The organism is Phormidium yuhuli AB48, from assembly GCF_023983615.1.
Classification (GTDB): domain Bacteria; phylum Cyanobacteriota; class Cyanobacteriia; order Cyanobacteriales; family Geitlerinemataceae; genus Sodalinema; species Sodalinema yuhuli.
Window position 1 is genome coordinate 279,936 of the sequence record NZ_CP098611.1, and the last position, 18,460, is coordinate 298,395.

11 protein-coding genes are annotated in these 18,460 nt (G+C 51.0%); 6 read left to right on the forward strand and 5 right to left on the reverse strand.

Going from position 1 to position 18,460, the window contains the following annotated elements; genetic code table 11:
- Window positions 1-21 precede the first annotated feature (21 nt).
- The 3 genes from NEA10_RS01105 to NEA10_RS01115 all read left to right on the forward strand — a co-directional run bounded on the left by NEA10_RS01105 (window position 22) and on the right by NEA10_RS01115 (window position 4,395).
- The gene (locus NEA10_RS01105) at window positions 22-2,052 is read left to right on the forward strand and encodes a hypothetical protein (protein WP_252663397.1); all 2,031 of its coding nucleotides are present in this window, start codon (window positions 22-24) and stop codon (window positions 2,050-2,052) included.
- Between the two features lie 416 nt (window positions 2,053-2,468).
- The gene (locus NEA10_RS01110) at window positions 2,469-3,986 is read left to right on the forward strand and encodes a methyl-accepting chemotaxis protein (RefSeq protein ID WP_252663398.1); all 1,518 of its coding nucleotides are present in this window, start codon (window positions 2,469-2,471) and stop codon (window positions 3,984-3,986) included.
- A gap of 85 nt (window positions 3,987-4,071) precedes the next feature.
- Window positions 4,072-4,395 carry a translation initiation factor gene (locus NEA10_RS01115; RefSeq protein ID WP_252663399.1) on the forward strand — a complete coding sequence of 108 codons (324 nt, stop codon included), beginning with the start codon at window positions 4,072-4,074 and terminating at the stop codon, window positions 4,393-4,395.
- Between the two features lie 25 nt (window positions 4,396-4,420).
- Here NEA10_RS01115 and NEA10_RS01120 read toward each other — a convergent pair whose 3' ends face one another.
- Window positions 4,421-4,969 (reverse strand): tetratricopeptide repeat protein, encoded by a 549-nt coding sequence (locus NEA10_RS01120; protein WP_252663400.1) that lies wholly within the window; start codon window positions 4,967-4,969, stop codon window positions 4,421-4,423.
- Window positions 4,970-5,487: 518 nt separating this feature from the next.
- On the opposite strand from NEA10_RS01120, the gene NEA10_RS01125 reads away from it, so the two are divergent.
- Complete coding sequence (locus tag NEA10_RS01125; RefSeq protein WP_252663401.1) at window positions 5,488-7,014, forward strand: YifB family Mg chelatase-like AAA ATPase; 1,527 nt, start codon at window positions 5,488-5,490, stop codon at window positions 7,012-7,014.
- 1 nt (window position 7,015) lies between these two features.
- Here the strand turns inward: NEA10_RS01125 and nth are convergent, their stop codons facing one another.
- From nth to NEA10_RS01145, 4 genes are all read right to left on the reverse strand, one after another.
- The gene (nth, locus tag NEA10_RS01130) at window positions 7,016-7,681 is read right to left on the reverse strand and encodes an endonuclease III (protein WP_252663402.1); all 666 of its coding nucleotides are present in this window, start codon (window positions 7,679-7,681) and stop codon (window positions 7,016-7,018) included.
- A 21-nt stretch (window positions 7,682-7,702) separates the two neighbouring features.
- Window positions 7,703-8,794, reverse strand: coding sequence for an RIP metalloprotease RseP (gene rseP / locus NEA10_RS01135; RefSeq protein WP_252663403.1), 1,092 nt, complete (start codon window positions 8,792-8,794; stop codon window positions 7,703-7,705).
- Between the two features lie 141 nt (window positions 8,795-8,935).
- Window positions 8,936-11,938: a phosphoenolpyruvate carboxylase gene (gene ppc / locus NEA10_RS01140; RefSeq protein ID WP_252663404.1), complete on the reverse strand. Its 3,003-nt coding sequence runs from the start codon at window positions 11,936-11,938 to the stop codon at window positions 8,936-8,938.
- 230 nt (window positions 11,939-12,168) lie between these two features.
- On the reverse strand, window positions 12,169-12,411 hold the full coding sequence (locus NEA10_RS01145; RefSeq protein ID WP_252663405.1) for a hypothetical protein: 243 nt from the start codon (window positions 12,409-12,411) through the stop codon (window positions 12,169-12,171).
- 219 nt (window positions 12,412-12,630) lie between these two features.
- Here NEA10_RS01145 and NEA10_RS01150 point away from each other — a divergent pair, with 219 nt between their 5' ends.
- Window positions 12,631-15,561 (forward strand): SGNH/GDSL hydrolase family protein, encoded by a 2,931-nt coding sequence (locus NEA10_RS01150; RefSeq protein WP_252663406.1) that lies wholly within the window; start codon window positions 12,631-12,633, stop codon window positions 15,559-15,561.
- Between the two features lie 38 nt (window positions 15,562-15,599).
- Window positions 15,600-18,455 (forward strand): zinc-dependent metalloprotease, encoded by a 2,856-nt coding sequence (locus tag NEA10_RS01155; RefSeq protein ID WP_252663407.1) that lies wholly within the window; start codon window positions 15,600-15,602, stop codon window positions 18,453-18,455.
- Window positions 18,456-18,460 lie beyond the last annotated feature (5 nt).

Below are 18,460 nucleotides of genomic sequence, written 5' to 3' on the forward strand. Positions count from 1 at the left end.
ACTGTATTTTACCCATCTTCCATGTTGCAAGAGTTCGCCATGCTAAAACTATCCATTTCTTTTTTAGAAATTACCGTCCTTTGTCTGGGCGGTTTTTTACTTGCTTTTCATCCTAGTCGTCGCCTGTCTGAGTCCTTAGCGATTGGACTAAACTTAGCCTTAATTGGACTATCACTCTGTTTTCAGATATCGTTTTTATTAGGCATCCCCCAGATGTCTTTTTTTTGGGAAGCACTTTTAGTTCTGTTTAGTTTTTGGCTGGTACAGCAGAACAAACATATTTTAAAACTCCTATGGATTGCCACGCTAGACTTTTTCAAAAAATACTGGGTTTTATCGATTTTGGCAGGTCTACCAATTCTTTACTTAGGACTCAAAGCCATCTTTATTCCTCAGGCGTCCCATGATGTCATGACCTATGGATTTGCAAGAGTTTTACTTTTTCAGCAAGAATCGAGTCTGTTTTTAGACCAAGTCTGCCAAGTTAATCAGGCTATTTTCCCCGTAGCCAGCGATATTTTAGCTCATCTTTTTTTGCGATGGAATACAGATGTTGGCGGAGGTATTTTCAATTTTATTGCTTATCTATCGATACTTTTGGGAAATTATGCCCTTGCTCGTAAATACGTCTCGGAAAGACTTGCGATCGCTATTATGCTTGCTATTGCCAGTCTTCCCCAACTCATCTTTCAAGGCTGGATTGCCAAAAACAACATCTTCACCGCTTCAGCTACAATTTTTTGCCTACTAATTCTTGATCGCCTCTTTCAGTCCCCCACCTCTGCTAATCTTTTTTTACTTATTTTAGGAATCCTCTTTGGTATTGGGGCAAAAACCACATTTTTAGCCATAGCACTCCCACTGACTCTCCTCTACGGAATTCCCTTAATCAAAACCTATGGCTTCAGAATTTGGCTTCAAGAAATTAACAAGAATAGTCTGTTTTGGCTGGCTAGTCTTGTGCCCTTCTTCGTGATGTCTCAACTATGGTTATTCATTCATAACCACCAAGCCTGGGGTACATGGTCAGGTCCCCGTGGTTTTGTTGATTTCCATAAAAATCAGGAAGGGATACAAGGAGGACTCGCCAACTTAGTTCGCTTTATTCTAGAGTTTGTTGATTCAACTCCCATTCCTCCAGATTTGGTCAATAGTATTTTCGACGTCTCTATTTTTGCTCATATTGAAAAGATATACTATCAGTTTCTTTATCCCCTATTAGGAGATGCTGGATTGCAACGAGGGGAAACCTTTCATTTTGTCTTGACTCCCCATCAAGCCTTTGCGGGATTTGGGATATTAGGACTCATCCTGATTTTACCCTCGCTCCTGATCAGTTTGTGGACGCGGCCGAAGTTTAGCAAGCGGTTAGCAGGAACATTGATCTCATTTTTTCTGATATTTTGTCTTACGTCAACTTGGTCTCAGTACAAAATGAGAATGCTAAGTCCCTTATTTGCCGCATCTGGTGCTTGTGTAGCTCAAGTTTTAGATAGGATAACTCGCTCTCGACGTCAGGAAAGCTCGCTATTCTTAATCATTACGGGAATTTCAGTTTTAAACCTTTGGTATATTTCTTTATACGACCGGGATGCCAAAATTTTGACGACCTATGATCCTAGTCGCTGGAACTTACAAGCTAGTGCTTGGGTTCGGAGTGATTGGGGACGCGATCGCCTGTACCCCGCCAAACAGTTTCATGGTGATGAACGACTCAAAATTCTAGCTGAGTTTTTTCCTGAAGGGAGTCGGGTTGGCTTTTTCACCGAGGGTGCAACTCGCTTGTACTACTATCTCCTCCATCTTCCCCAAGTTGAGTTTCAATCTATCTGTATGGATGACCCCAGTCGTCGTAATTTTCCAGGCCAAAGATTTGCTACCCTTGAAGATGCTATATTAGCTACGAATCGTCCATTAGACTATGTTCTCTGTGTTGGGGAAGAATGCCAAACTCCTGGAGACCAGTTGCAAGAGCGTTTTTACTTTGACAGTGGAGAGGAACACCTCTGGGTCTTTGAAGTTTTATCAACATCGGGTTCTGATTCACAGTAAGAATTATAATCAAAACATAACAAAGCATCTCACTGATTCGACAAGTTGACAGTGCTGAACTAACCTAGAAGAACTCAGGTTGTGCTCAGGCTCAGTTTCTACTGATACCTTTGCACAATCTCGAAACGAATTCTCCAAACAAAACTGGAGAACTAACTTGAGGTACATCTAAGATAGCCAATCATCAGTTTAAAAAAGTTGCGATGAAATCTATAGATTCTGGCGAGACAATCGTTCCATCTGAAGTAGTAACGTTATCAGACAATCGGATTCCTCCGACGGTAACATGGGCAGTGGTTGCAATTTGTATTTTACCCCTTTTTCTGAATACCCTAGGGCTAGATTTTTCAACATTTGGAGAAATATTAACCCCTGATCAGGCAGGAACTTTAAGCGAGGGTGAATTGTTTGAGGCAATGCATAATAGCTTAGAGGGCAGTTTTATCCATACGATCCTGGAATGGAGTGCTGTTTGTACGGCTGTTTTGATTGTTTTGCTGAGTTTAATGGACTATAGCTTGCGTGGAGATCCGATCACACCCGTGTTAGGGATAGCCCTATTTTTTTCAGGAATGATGGATGGATTTCATACCCTGGCCGCTAGTCATCTCCTAGAGGTTATCGCACCTACGGAAAACTTAATTCCATTTACTTGGGCAATCTGCCGTATGTTTCATGCCTTGATTATGGTAACTGGAGTAAGTTTACTCATTAGCCGTAGGGTGGCTCATAAACATCTTAATCCGAAGCAGAATCTAGGATTTATTGTCATAATTAGTGGTGCCAGTGGTCTATTAGCTTATGCTCTAATTCACTTCATGGCAACCCAAGAAATTCTTCCAAGAACTATCTATCCAGATGCCTTAATTACCCGACCTTGGGATTTAGTTCCCTTGCTCTTATTTACAGGAGCTGGAGTCTGGGTATATCCTAAATTCTATACTATTAATCCTAGTCCTTTTTCCTACGCACTCATTATCAGCGCCATTCCTAATGCCGCCACTCAAGCGTATATGACCTTTGGCTCAACGGCATTATTCGATAATGGCTTTAATATTGCTCATTTTCTTAAAATATTAGCCTACTTTGTGCCGTTGATTGGTATTGCTATTGAGTATATCCAGATTTACCAACGTCAGGCTCGGTCATTGTTCGCAGACTTACAAAAAAGTCTGAGCTTTATCAAGAATTTGGTCAATGACGTTCTAGATTCAACTCGCTTTACAGTAGCCATCACACGCTCAGGAGAAGAACTTGAAGCGATGATGACGAAACAGGTACAATCCACCACTGAAGTTATTCATACGGTACAAGCGATCGCCGAGCGATCGCAAGAGTTGGTCAAAGCTGTGAGTGAGATTGAGGCAGACTTTGAAAAATTACGAGTTTCTTGCTCATCCTTATCCACAAAACTCGGAGCGATCGCCGAACAAGCCAGTCGCATTACCCGCATCACCAGCACCATTGATACCATTGCCAAACAAACTAAATTCTTAGCCATTAACGCCTCAATTCAAGCCATTAGTTCTGAACGATATCAAGAAGGTCAAGGCTTTAACATTATCGCCAAAGAAATTAACAGCCTAGCCAGTCAAACCCGAACCACCGCCCAAGCCATTAACCCCATTGTTCAAGATATGCAAGCCGCCGTCGCCAATGGAGTCGAAGAAATGAATACCTTTACCGAGGCTCACGTCCAAGCCATTACCCCTCGGATTAGTCTCATTACTCAAGGCATTCGGGAACAAGTGCTCAGTGCGCAAAAAATACGGGATGAAATGACTCAGTTGGGTAGCTCCAGTGAAGAAACCTCCGATTACCTACGTCACACCCTCCAACACACCAATGATACCTTAGCCCAACTACAAGAGTCGGTAGAAAACTTACAAGAAGAACTCAACCGTTTTTCCCGAGATCCCAGCTCTCTCCTCTAGAGTCCCCCCTATTGACAGGGATAACCCGCCTTCGTTACCCTATGCCCAAACTCCCCCACTGTACCCCTTACCGTCTCCCCATCCCATGAAAAACCGTCTGGTTTACTCCGAATTTGGCGATTCTAACGAGGATGCGATCGCCCGCCCCACCCCAGAACTCCCCCCACAAGAGCAGTCCCTACGAGTGCAAGCCACCCGCAAGGGCCGTAAAGGGAAAACCGTGACGGTGATCACCGGCTTTCAAAGTCCCCCGGAAACCCTGAAAGCCCTGCTCAAATCCCTCAAGCGTCAATGTGGTGCAGGTGGCTCTGTGAAAGAGAATGCCCTAGAAATTCAGGGGGATGTCGTCGAGCGAGTCGTCACCCTGCTACAGGAGGCTGGCTATCCAGCGAAACGCAGTGGTGGCTAAAGGAACCGTCTCTCCCAGAACCCACTCAGTGTAAACCCGGCCCGAGCAGTTGACGCAGTAAGTCCGCCTGCTTTTGGGCTTGGGTATCATTTGGATCAAGAACACTGGCCTTGTCAAACGCCTCTAGGGCTTGTTCGTACCGCTGCAAGCGAACATAGACAATGCCCAGGTTGTACCAAATATTGGCATCCCGAGGCTGTAGTTCGGCAGCATAGTCCAGGGCCGTGAGAGCATCATCATAGCGGCCGGTTTGTTCCAACAGGGCCCCGAGATTATCAAAGAGGATGGCACATTTAGGAAACAACTGGGGATCGAGGACCTCCTGCTGATGACAGTTCTGCCGCTGGATTGCCTCAGAACAGGCATCTAGGGCCGTGAGGGGGTCAGCATTGGAACAGAGATCTTCGAGATCGTCGAGTTGATAGTTGTTTTCGCTAAAGCCAGCCGAGTCAGGAATTTGGGGAATTCCCCTCAGTCCCCCAGCCTCAAAAAACTTACTGGCGATCGCCCCTTGAGTACTCCCAAACAGGGCGATCGTCACAGCGACAGTCACTGAAGGGAGCAGGCTCCTCATGAGTAAATTTATCACAGACATAATCATAACGCGGGTTTCAGAGTTACCCGTACTGAGTAGAGTTTAGGTCGTAGGTTTAATTTACAACACTTTACCTCAATAAAACCACGGATGGACTAAATTTCGATCTTCGTATTTTCACTTAAACCGTATTCCCCTTTAGATAAACCCCCTAAGAACCAAGATACCCTTAAACTATTCTCAAACGAGTGATTCTGCGACACTTACCCCTCCAATATTCCCTAATTTCTCAAGATAACTGAAATACTTCTGATAAATTGACCCAAGTTTTCGCGTTTACAAAAGTTACATGTTAACAGCGCCTGTGAACTCTAGGAACTCCTATTTTTTACAGACATCATACCAGAAAGAACACGACTGTAAATTTACTTAAAAAACTCCGTAAATTCATGGAGGTTTGATGAGATTTACTGAAAACTGTGACAGATATCACATCATTGAGCCAGCAAACCCGGAATAATTGACCCATTAAAACCCAGCCAAGCTGAGCCTATATCGTGTTAGCCCGAATCTGGAGTGCATCCCTCTATGGCATTAATGCCGTCCGAGTGGGAGTGGAAATTGACGTCTCGGGAGGACTCCCCTCAACGGTCGTGGTCGGATTACCCGATACAGCCGTCCAAGAATCACGAGAACGAGTCAAAGCTGCCCTGAGAAATTCCGGGTTTAGCTTTCCCATGCGTCGCATTGTTGTCAACTTAACCCCAGCCGACCTGCGTAAAGAAGGGCCAAGTTTCGACTTACCCATCAGCTTAGGAATCTTAGCCGCCTCCCAACAAATCAACCCCCAACTCCTCGGAGATTATCTCTTCCTCGGAGAAGTGTCCCTCGATGGCAGCTTACGGCCCGTCAGTGGGGTCTTGCCCATTGCCGCCGCCGCCGCCTCCATGGGGATGAGTGGCTTAGTCGTTCCCCAGGCCAATGCCCAAGAAGCTGCCGTCATCCAAGACATCGCCGTCTACGGCCTCAGCAGCGTCCGGGACGTCAGCCAATTTCTCGATCAACCTGAACAGTTTGCCCGTACCGTCGTGGATTTAGACAAAGCCCTCTCCCAAGACGCTGACATCGGGTTAGATCTCAAAGATGTCAAAGGCCAAGCTCATGCCCGTCGGGCCTTAGAAATTGCCGCCGCTGGGGGTCATAATCTCATTTTTGTCGGTCCCCCGGGCAGTGGTAAAACCATGTTAGCGCGGCGATTACCGGGGATTCTCCCCCCTCTCACCCTGCCCGAAGCCCTCGACGTGACCCAGATTCATTCCGTCGCCGGCCTACTGCGCGATCGCGGTCAACTGGTGAGTCAACGTCCCTTCCGCAGTCCCCACCATTCCGCCAGCGGTCCCTCCCTCGTCGGGGGCGGCAGTTATCCCAAACCCGGGGAAATCTCCCTGGCCCATCGCGGCGTCTTGTTCCTAGACGAATTAACCGAATTTAAACGAGATGTCCTAGAATTTCTGCGTCAACCCCTCGAAGATGGACAAGTTACCATTTCCCGAACCCGTCAATCCGTAGAATTTCCCGCCCGGTTTACCCTAGTTGCCAGTACCAATCCCTGCCCCTGTGGCTATTACGGCGACCCCATTCAACCCTGTACCTGTTCCCCCCGTCAGCGAGAACAGTATTGGGCCAAACTCTCAGGGCCCCTCATGGATCGCATTGATTTACAGGTGGTCGTCAACCGCCTCAAGCCCCAAGAAATTCTGCAACAGAACCTCGGGGAAGACTCCCAATCGGTGCGATCGCGCGTCAAAATCGGACGACAACAAGCCTCACAACGGTTTCAAGAGGAGCCAATTCGCTGCAACGCCGAAATGCAAAGCCACCACCTACGCCGCTGGTGTCACCTCGATGAGGCCAGTCAAGGACTCCTCGAAGCCGCCATTCGTCAACTGGGCCTCTCCGCCCGAGGGACCGATCGCATCCTCAAAGTTGCCCGAACCATCGCCGACTTAGCCCAAGAGGAGCAAATTCAAGCCAGCCACATTGCCGAAGCCATCCAATATCGAACCATCGATCGCATGACGTGAACTACCCCATCTCAGCCGCCGCCGGACAGAGATCGGCCAACACACAACCGCCACAATCCGGCTTGCGGGCCTTACACACCGCCCGTCCATGATAAATCAGACGAATTGACCAATTTTCCCAATCCGCCTTGGGTAACAACGGCATTAACTCCCGCTCCACCTTAACCGGATTATCTTCTACTGTGAGTCCCAAACGGCGACTCAACCGTTTCACATGAGTATCCACCGTCACCCCAGCATTAATGCCAAAGCCATGAGCCAAGACCACATTAGCCGTTTTCCGAGCCACCCCCGGCAGTTGGGTTAAGGCGTCCATGGTTTGAGGAACCTGGCCGTCAAACCGTTCCATCATCATCTGACAGGCCCCACGAATGTTTTTGGCCTTATTGCGATAAAAGCCCGTCGAGCGAATTAATTGCTCCAACTCCCCTAAGTTGGCCCCAGCCAAGGCCGCCACATCGGGATAACGAGCAAACAAGGCCGGCGTCACCTTGTTCACTCGTTCATCGGTACATTGGGCCGAGAGAATCGTCGCCACCAACAACTGAACCGGACTCTCATAGGTGAGGCTACAGGTCGCATCCGGATAGAGCCGCGTCAAACGGTTCAACACCTCTGACGCCTGTTGTTGCTTCCAGGATTGTTGCGATGGAGATGTCCCAGCCATAGAAATCGATGCAGGTTGCCCTTAACGGCTCAATTGTTGAACCCAGTCTAACTGGCTCGTGTCGCGAACAATCAGGAAAATGCCTAACCCCAGCAATAATAATAGCCCTGACTGCATTACCCCATCTTGAATATGGACGGGAACCGGTTTGCCCCGGACTCCTTCCACCAGCAGAAACGCCAATTGGCCCCCATCCAGAGCGGGTAGGGGCAAGATATTGATAATGGCTAAGTTGACACTAATCACCGCCGCAAAAAAGAGGAGATTCATGGCATCTCGGGCCGCAAAATCCGCCCCCTGAGCCACAATCCCCACCGGACCCGCAATTTGTCCAGCGGTATTCTCGAAGTTGGTAATGAGCTGATAGAAGCCTTTAACCGTATTCAGGAAAATCACCTGAAACTGGCCAGCGGCAATGCCTAATACCTCCAAGGGATTACTCACCTGACGATACACCCGTTCTCCATTGGGGGCTAGTTGTACGCCAATACGTCCCTTACCATCATTGCCCCGTTCTGGGGTTACGGTCAGGGAGAGTTGGCTCTCATTGCGCTGCACCGTCAGGGGAATCGGGGTGTCGGGATTGGCTTCAATGGTGTCTTTGAGATCGAAAATTCCCGGTTCTCCAGCGTCCAGGGGAGTTCCATCCACCGCCAGAATGATATCCAGGTCTTGTAGGCCAGCCCGAGCGGCAGGACTCTCAACGGACATGACTTGAGGGACGACGACCCCCGGTTCCGCATTAAACCCCGTGGGAATCCCCGTCGAGCCAATTTGGAACACCAGGACTAGATAAGCAAAAATTAGATTGGCGATGACTCCAGCACTGATAACGATCGCCCGATCGAGAACCGGGCGATTGCGCAGTAAGTCCGGGTCATCCTCGGGAATGGGACTGTCGGGATCATCATCAGGGAAGCCGACGAACCCTCCTAGGGGGAAGGCGCGGATGGCATATTCCGTTTCCGGTCCTTGGTATTTGAGCAAAATCGGCCCAAAGCCAATGGAAAAGCGGTTGACATGGATGCCTTGCCAGCGAGCCGCGAGGAAGTGACCTAGCTCGTGAACGGCGATAAGAATGGCGATAACTGCGATCGCTGCCAGAACAAACATGACGTTGGTATTAAACAATAAACAGGCCTAGTTACCCATCTTAAACCGTTTTGCGGTGGAGTCGGGCTGATCTGGAGAACCCAACACCAACGGGTAGCCCCAGACGAGTTGCCCAAGGCCCACCTCCGCACCGCCATGGGGTCAACCTGTATTGCGCATTCCAGCGGCAATCCCATTGAGTGTCAATAAGGCCCCTCGTAGTAACTCCCCTTTACTGTAGCGGGAGTGAATCACCCCTGGAGTGGCACTCTTACCATGTTGACGCAGCCGTTTGAGCAAGGACACCTGCAACAAACCCAGAGGAATAATGGTGGAGTTGCGCAACTGCACTGAGCGGCGTAAGCCGGGATCTCCGTCGAGGAGATAGGTATGGCCCGTAATCTGGAGAATCAGCTCCCGAGAGCGATGATACTCCTCGGTAATGCGATCGAGAATCACCGCAAAGCGATCGCGATCCTCGGGATGGCTCAACTCCCGTACATAATGCTCCGCAATTTGTAAATCCACTTTGGCCAAGGTCATCTCCACTTTCGAGATGGCCATTTTGAAGAAGGGCCATTTCATGTAGAAATAGCGCAACAGTTTCAGGTGTTCCTCCGGTTTTTCCTGTAAAAAGTCATTGAGAGCCGTTCCCACTCCATACCAGGCCGGCAGTAAAAAGCGGCTTTGGGTCCAACTAAAGACCCAAGGAATGGCCCGTAAACTGCCGATATCCTTCTTCCCTTGACGACGGCGGGAGGGCCGGGAGGAAATTTGCAGTTGACTGATCTCCTCAATGGGGGTCACCTGCATAAAGAAGTCGATAAAGTCCGGCTCTTCATAGACGAGGGAGCGATAATGTTGACGGGATTTGTGAGCCAACTCCTCCATTGTCTCGTTCCAAGGTTCGATGTCATCAAACCCCGATCCTAAGAGACTCGATTGAATCACGGCTGACGTGACCGTTTCTAGGTGATAGAGAGCCAACTCAGGCAGGGAATACTTCGAGGCTAGCACTTCCCCTTGTTCGGTGATTTTAATACGACCATCAATGGTGCGTCCCGGCTGGGCCAAGATGGCTTCATAGGCTGGTCCGCCACCACGACCGACGGACCCCCCCCGTCCGTGGAAGATACGCAGTTTCACCCCATAGGGTTCGCTGACCGCTTGCAGGGCTTTTTGAGCCTTATGGATTTCCCAGTTACTGCTGAGGAAACCGGAGTCCTTGTTACTGTCGGAATAGCCCAGCATCACCTCTTGTAGGGAGGGACTCAGGGGGGTATCCGAGCTATCTTCTCGTCCATAGCCCCCGGTTAGCAGAACTTGATAGAGGGGTAACTCAAACAGGTCTTTCATCACCGAGGGGGCCCGTTTTAAGTCCTCCACGGTTTCAAAAAGGGGCACGACTTGCAGGGTTCCGGTTCCGGTGGCTGGGTCGTAGAGACCCGCCTCTTTAGCCAGTAGCAACACTTCTAGGAGGTCGCTGGCTTGGCGACTCATGCTGATGATATAGGTCTGACAGAGTTCCGTGCCGAACTCCTGTTGCAGCAGGCGTACAATGCGGAAGGTTTCGATGGTTTCTTTGGTGATGGGGGAGAAGGGTAACTCCGTGGGAACCAAGGGCCGGCGAGTTTGCAGTTCCTGGGTTAGCCACTCCACCCGTTCGGCTTCCGTGAGTTCGCTATAGGGTTTAGGCAGAATTTGCAGATAGTCCGTCAGTTCATTGAGAGCCTCCTCATGGCGGGAGGATTCCTGGCGAATATCTAAATGGGCCAAGTTGAAGCCATAGATTTCGACCTGACAGATGAGGGTATCCAATTCACTGCATTGCAGGCCCGTTTCAAAGAGATTGCGTTGAATCAGTTGCAATTCTGCCAGAAATTCTGAGCCGGAGCGGTAGACCGGGAGACTTTTCACCTCGCGGATTTGCTGGCGCCAGTCTTCGGAATGGTAGAGACTGAGGTTGCGATCGCGGGTATTTTCCAGCCGCTGCTGCACATAGGCCAATTTTAGGCGGTAGGGTTCTTGGCGATAGCGAATGGCCAGCCGGTCATACACTTCACTCATTTGTAGCCGATCCTGTTCGACGGATTCGAGCAGTTCCGGGAGCACATCACTCCAATGCAGGGACAGGCTCAGAGATTCACTGAGACTATCAACGGCATGAATATACTTTTCTAAGACCAAATTCCGCTGGTAACAGGCGGTTTGCCAGGTCACACGGGGAGTCACCGAGGGGTTCCCATCGCGATCGGACCCCACCCAGGAGCCAAATTTACAGAAGTTATAACTAGGCGGGTCAATGTGGGGAAACGAGACTTTGAGGGTCCGTTGCAGCCGCTGGTACAGTTGGGGCAAGGTGTCGAAGAGCACTTCGGTAAAGTAGTGCAGGGTGTATTCCACCTCATCGAGAACGGTCGGCTTGAATTGATGTAATTCATCGGTACGCCACCAGAGGCGGATTTCCTCCATGAGTTGTTCTTGTAAGGCTTCCGCTTCCAAGGAGGAGGTGCGGCCCATTGAATGGAGGCCATCTTCGACCCGGTCAAGTTGGCGTAACACCCGGGCAATCCGACGCTGTTTGCCCCGAATGGTGCGGCGTACAATCTCCGTGGGGTGCGCGGTGAACACGAGACGAATATCGAGTTGATCGAGGAGTTTCTGGATCAGATTGGGGGGAACATTCAGTTGTCGCAGTTGGGGGAACAGGGAGCCAAAGGTCCCCCGTTCTGGAGTTTGTACTGAGCCTGTGGTTAGCTCGGAAAACTCTTCACTGGGGGATTCGACCCGTGAGATGGATTCTTCGGTGAAGGTTAAATTATTGCTGACATTCGCCTTTTGCTGATCCCGTTGTTCATAGTGTTGTTCGACGATGTTAATCAGCTGGAAGTATAGGGCAAACCCTCGGGCCGCACGAATGGCATCGTTGAGGTCAAGTTGTTCGATTTTGCGAACAACGGGAGAATCTTTGAGATTCGGGGCTTGTCCACCTTCGGCTTGCATGGGGTTGAGTTCATGTAGGAGGTCAACCATTTGTTGACCGCACTCCTGACGTAGTACGGATTCCCACAAATCCTCAACGACTTTGAGACGGTGACGCAGCCGAACGTCTGAAGTGGAGGAGACGTTGAATGGGCGATCGGTTCTCTCAAGTGTTGGACTCATTATGATATTCGGATTAGGCGGCTTGCCAATGTTGGGGCAGGTTTCCTGGTGTTTGCCCGCTGCGATGCACACTCACGCCCCAAGCAAGTAACGCCGGCCAGCAAGGGTGTAACCGAACGTCTTAGAGACTGATGAATTGAGCAGAACGGGCAAACTGGCGACTGGTTGACAGAAAACAATTTATTTTGTCAACAAATCGTTAGTTTTTGTTGTAGTCTGCGTGACAGACATTAGGTGGATTGAGCCTTCTGCGACTCAGACTCGTCATGGGGGACATTGAGAATCGGGAGGCGATCGCCTCGAAATAACTCCTCACTGGCTTCTCCAAGGGCAATAGTGGACTCAAACAGAGTCTGAGCGCCCCAGAGTCCAGCCAGGACCGGAGCCGTTGCAACTCCAACCAAAAGGCGGGTCAGGGTTAACCCCGAGGCTGTGCCCCCTGGGCGATGACCTGAGTTATTATAGGATTCCATGAGACTAGCCCTCCTGAAAATTACATCGGTCAGTGTGCCAAAATGTGATCAGTTGCTGATCTTTCTCTTTCGTACTGCAAGTAGAGCCAAAACTCAATCTCTCGATCGGTTGGGTGGGTCTTGGATTTGTAGGTGGGTTCTCTTGGGTCTAGGGTACGTTAACGGGGAGTGAATCCGCAGTTTAAACGATCGCACAGCAGTCAAGGTAGGACGTGATTGGTGGTACTGAACACAGACAAAGCCCCCCACGCGGGGACGACCATTGACCTAACTTCCTGGGCCAAGGAGGCACTGGGAATTCCGGGTGTCTCGATGGCGGTCGCCGTCCGCGATCGGGATTTGCAGGTCTGGTGTTGGGGGGAACATTGCCCTGATGCCCCTCAGGTGATGGCACGGCTCTCCCAGGCGATTCATCAGGATTGTCCCCTCCCTGACTCTGCGCCCCCGATTGAGCGCGTTTGTCTCTATGGTCGTTCGATGGAGGCTCCCCCCGGGGATACGCCACCGTTTGAGACTCCCGATTGGACGGTTCGCTTTACAGTGGACTCACTTCACTCCTCAACTCAAAAGGGAAGAGACCGCCCCAGCCAGAATATGGCCGAGGAAGAAGCCCCTCCCACGTCTAGGAAGAAGCGGGATAAGAAAACCATCATTGAGAGCGTTGAGAGCGCCTTACAGGATATCTCAACAGATGTTTGGATTTCCGTAAAGCGCATTGAGCGCCAAGGTGGTGGCCGTCGCCTCTGGATTGCCTGTGAGTCAGCCTATGCTCCGGATGCGGCCCTATTAGCCCAGCCTATCGCTCGCCGTTTACGGGACCTGAATTTACGGGGGTTCCGGGATGCGGTTCTCCTGGGACAAGTGAGTGGGGAATCACGACCAGAATGGACCTTGCGGGTGGATTTAACCCCGAGCGATCGCACCATTGAGGCCTGGGCCCGTTGGGGAGATGTCGCCGCCATTACCTTACGTCTCAATAACACGGTAGCCCCCCTTGACTTACAACTATCGGCAGTTCTCAAGGATTCTACCCTCCATTTGGTCTGTAGTCCCCTCCATTACGGTCAGTTGACCCTTGAGAACTTCCCCAGTCGCGAGATGGTGATGGAGAAACTCTCTCCGGTGCTTCAATCCTTAGCGCCAAGGGGCATTCTGGGCGCAACCATCTATGCGGTGGATATTCCCTATGAGGCGAGTTTTCCCCAGCCCAAAACCCCGGTCTGGGTGGCTTGGGAAGATTTGCCAGCTCGCCAACGGCCGGATCTAGTCCCTTCAGCTCTGGAACTGGCTCGGGGCGGTAGTCTCTCGGCCCTGACGTTTATCCTGGAACGGCTGCTAAATACCTCGTTATCGGAAAAACTAGCAACGGGAGGGATTCGCATCCAAATTCGCCGCAAGGGAACCCTCCTCCATATCATGAGTGAAGGACTAACCTGCCCAGTCCAAACGGAAATTTCTCCGAAGATTGTCAAGTTTTTAGATCAGTTGGAACTGAGCAATCTCTCAGGGGTGCGTATCTATGGTCGCCGCAGTGGTCAGCGGAAACCCCGTTGGCATTATGGGGTGGACTTTGCCCCGGCTCCGGAACAGACCCCAGGGGTTCCGGAGTTTCAGTCTTTAGATAGCCCCCCCCTAGATTTGGGGAATGACCCAGGGTTGGCAACATCAGAGGAGGGAGGCTCGGCCGTCGTGGCTCAGGGCAGTCCGTCTCTGACGGTCTCAGATTGGCTTTGTCGCACCAGTCTCTTCCGTCCTCGGGCGTCGCTCCCCCAATCGACGACCACCGATCTACCCCAGCGGGCCCAGGTCGCGGTGCCGACTTTGGTAGTTTGGGGTCTGTTGGGCCTGCTGCTGACGGTGCAGGTGGATTGGTTGGCCAGTGAGGCGCTGCAACGTCGCCAGAGGGCGATCGCCCCTCCCCCTTCCTTGGAGATTGAGCCCCCGCAGGAGGATATGGCGTTTGAGTATGATATCCATCTCCCGGAGCTGTCGGAGGCGGAGGAGTTGCCCGAGGAGGCGTTCGATCGCACGGGTTTTACGGCTGCTCCAAATCAGCCCCAGGTGGTGGCGGCCCGAGGGGGGGAAGTCCGCCTGATTCGTGAGCCAGAGATTGAGTTCGCTAGTTTTAATAGTGAACAGATGGACCGGCAACTAGCGTTGTATCGCGAGTATGTGGAGGAGGGAGGAGTCCCCGATATCTTGGTAGTGGGGAGTTCTCGGGCCCTGCGTGGGATTCATCCAACGGTACTCCAGGAACAGTTGCAGCGGGAAGGCTATCCTCCGTTACGGGTGTTTAATTTAGGCATCAACGGGGCCACAGCTCAGGTGGTGAATCTCTTGTTACGGGAGATTATTCCCCCAGACCGTTTACCGCAAACTATTATTTGGGCAGATGGGGCCCGGGCGTTTAATAGTGGTCGTGAGGATCTAACCTATGAGGCAATTGTGCGATCGCCAGGGTATCAGCAGATTCAACGGGGTTTCCGTCCGATTGAGTCCTCCTTGGATCTATCCCCTCAAGCGGGGGAGCGATCGCTGTTTGAGCGGGTGCGCGATCGCTATCAAGCTCTCGATGAGCGGCTACAAGAGTTGGTGGCCCATTATTCGGCAGCCTATCCCCAACGGGATGAGCTAAAAACCTGGGTGAGTGAGGTGCTAGGCGATCGTCCCCGTCCTGAGCCACCAGAGACCCCAGAGACGGCTCGTTTACCGGCCAATGACCCCCTACTCCATGACAATGGCTTTCTCGCCTTTCCTCAGCGGTTTAATCTTCAGGAGTATTATCAACATCACTCCCAAGTCTCAGGGGCCCATGATGCGGACTATGCCAATTTTCAGTTACAAGGCTTACAGGCGATCGCCCTACGCTCCATCCTAGAGTTTAGCCAATTGCAAGATATCAATCTCATCTTCGTCAATTTACCCCTCACCGATGATTATTTAGATCCGGTGCGTCTCCAGCATGAGGAGGTCTTTGTTCAATTTCTGTTAGATCTCTCCCAACAGTATGAGTTTGTCTTCCGCAATTTTGCTCAACTGTGGGTTGAGCAACATGACTACTTTTCCGATCCCAGTCACCTCAACCGTTATGGTGCCGTAGCCGTCTCCCAACGATTGGCCAAAAGTCCCACCATTAACTGGACTCCCTAATCCATCCCCTGCGCTTTCGTGTGTCACGCCTCCTCATAATGTCTAGATTAATTGCCCGTTTTGCCCGCGCCTCTGAGATGGCTTATCTCTTCCTATTTCTGGCAATGGCGTTGGGCTCCGGCTCAATAGCTCAGGCCGGCCTGTCTCAGGACCGCAGTCTGAGTCAAACCTCCTCCCAACCCAAGACCTCGCTGAAACAGGGAGAGAGCAAACCTAGCTCCGACCCCCCCCCAGGGAACGCGACAACCTCAGCGAGTCATTCCCAAGACGATAGCGAGAAACCCTCCTTTGCCGACCTGGTTGCTGATACCACCCGCCTTGAGGGCCTGTTTCCCCTCTATCACAATGTTGAGGAAGGGGAGTTATTCTTAGAACTTCATCCCGATCAACTGAATCGCCTCCATTTGCTCGTTATGAGCCTATCTCAAGGGGTGGGAAGTGTCTTTTTAGAAGGATTTCCCCTTGAAGATTTCCCAATTGTGTTCCAGAAACGAAATCAACGAATTTTAGTAACCGTTCCCAATACCCATTTTCGGACTCAAGGGAATGACCCGCAACGGGCTGGGGTAGAACGAGGATTTAGTGATTCGGTGTTAGCGTCTTTAGAAATTAAAGCAACCCATCCTGAACGCGGCAGTTACTTACTCGATATCCGGCCACTTCTGCTGACCCAAGACTTACCCGACCTCAACCCGGTTATGTCCATTTTATCTTTTGCGGGACAGGAGAATCGCTCTTATATTTCAGAGGTTAAAAACTTTCCAGAAAATATTGAAATTGAGGCTAAATTAGCTTTTTCTGGGAGCGGCTCTACTCTATCGAGAATCTTTTTGCCGACACTTCCCGATGGTCGTGCTTTCTCCTTAGGGGTGCGCTATAGTCTCTCACGACTCCCTGAACTGTCAACGTATCGCCCGCGCCTAGCGGATAACCGCATTGGTTATTTTATTACAGCGTATCAAAATCTCTCCAATTTTAGTCAATCCGACCCCTTCGTGCGTTACATTCAGCGTTGGCATTTAGAAAAACAAGACCCAACCGCTGCGTTATCACCTCCCGTTGAACCGTTAGTCTTTTGGATCGAAAATACCGTCCCTCATGAATATCGGGAGACCATTCGTGAGGGAGTATTAATGTGGAATCAAGCCTTTGAACAGGCGGGATATCTAAACGCAATTGAAGTCCGACAAATGCCCGATGATGCAGACTGGGACCCGGCGGATATTCGCTACAACACCATCCGCTGGTTCCAGGCCTTTGACTCCGGAATAGCCGGGATGGGACCCTCTCGGGTGAATCCCTTGACGGGGCAAATTCTCGATTCGGATGTCTTAATCAATGCCGATGTGATTCGCATGTTGACGCGGGAGACGGATAGTTTATTGAGCCAATCTCGCTCGGGGTGGTCTCCGGAGGCGGAACGCATGTTGGTGGATTTACCCGGCTGTTCCCAAACGAGTTGTATCACCGAAACGATCGCCGCTGAAGCGGCTGGGGTGGAGGGGGCTGAGGAGGATGCCCAGAGGCTGTTGCAGGAGTTGCGATCGCGCTCTAATTTTCCCTTGAATCATGGGCCCCGTTTAAGTTGCACTTGTGCCGCTTGTACTCAGGCGTTTCAAGAAGGGTTGACGGCCGTATCAGTCTTGGGGAATTTGCCCCCGGGTCATGAAACGGTGCAAACCTATATCCATCAGTATTTGCGCTATTTGGTCGCCCATGAAGTGGGTCATGTCCTGGGCTTACGTCATAATTTTAAGGGGAGTACCCTGCGCCGGCCTGAGGAGCTTCATGATCGAGAGTTGACTCGTCGGGAAGGGTTAACCAGTTCCGTCATGGATTATATGCCACCGAACCTGGCAGCGTCCGGGGAGACCCAAGGGGACTTTTTCCCTACGGGACTCGGCCCCTATGATGAATGGGCCATCACCTATGGCTACAGTGATTTTAGTCATTTACCCCCTCAGGAAGAACGACGACGCTTAGAGGCGATCGCCAGCCGCTCGACGGAGCCAGAATTGAGTTATGGAACGGATGAAGATCTCTGGGCGGAAGTTGGCCCTGAGATTAACTGGTTTGACCTCAGCAGTGATACGATTGAGCATTCCCAGTTGCAGATGCAGTTGGGACGGGAAATCTTTGAGCGACTTGAGCAACAGCTCCCCCGTGCCGGAGACCCCCCCGAACGTCTGCGGACTCAGTTTAATGTGGCTCTGTTTTACTATTTCCGCCAAAGCCGGGCCTTACTCAAGCATATTGGCGGCCAGTCCTTCAATCGTCACCAGTCCCCGGAGGTGACCCCCTTTGAGACGCTGTCGTTGGAGCAAAAGGAACGGAGTTTAGCCCTACTCGAGCAGTACATTTTTGCCGAGGATGCCTTCAATTTTTCCCCCCGGTTGTTAAATAGCTTAGCGCCCTCTCGTTGGTTCCACTGGGGAAGTTCCCCGAATTTTCAACGGGTGGATTATCCCATCCATGAGCAAATTTTAAGCTTGCAGGGGGGAATTTTGCGATCGCTCTTGGCCCCAGAACGGTTGCGTCGTTTGCGAGATTTGGAGATGCGAACCGCTCCAGAAGAAACCTTGCAAGTTCCGGATTTACTGGGACGGGTATATCGCGGGGTTTGGTCAGAAGTGTTAGAGAGCCGACGGGTGGCCACCAATATCTCTAGTCTACGGCGGGGACTGCAACGACAACATTTGCAGTTATCGTTGGACATGGCCAGCGGACGGGTTCATGGGACGGAAGATTCCCGCACCCTGGCGCGATATTATCTGGGTCAGTTGGAGGAGGCGTTAACGGCGGCGTTACGACGAGAGGGAGATTTAGACACCTACACCCGGGCCCATTTACGGGACAGTCGGATGCGGATTCGCGAAGCAATGGGGGATAATTGACAGGG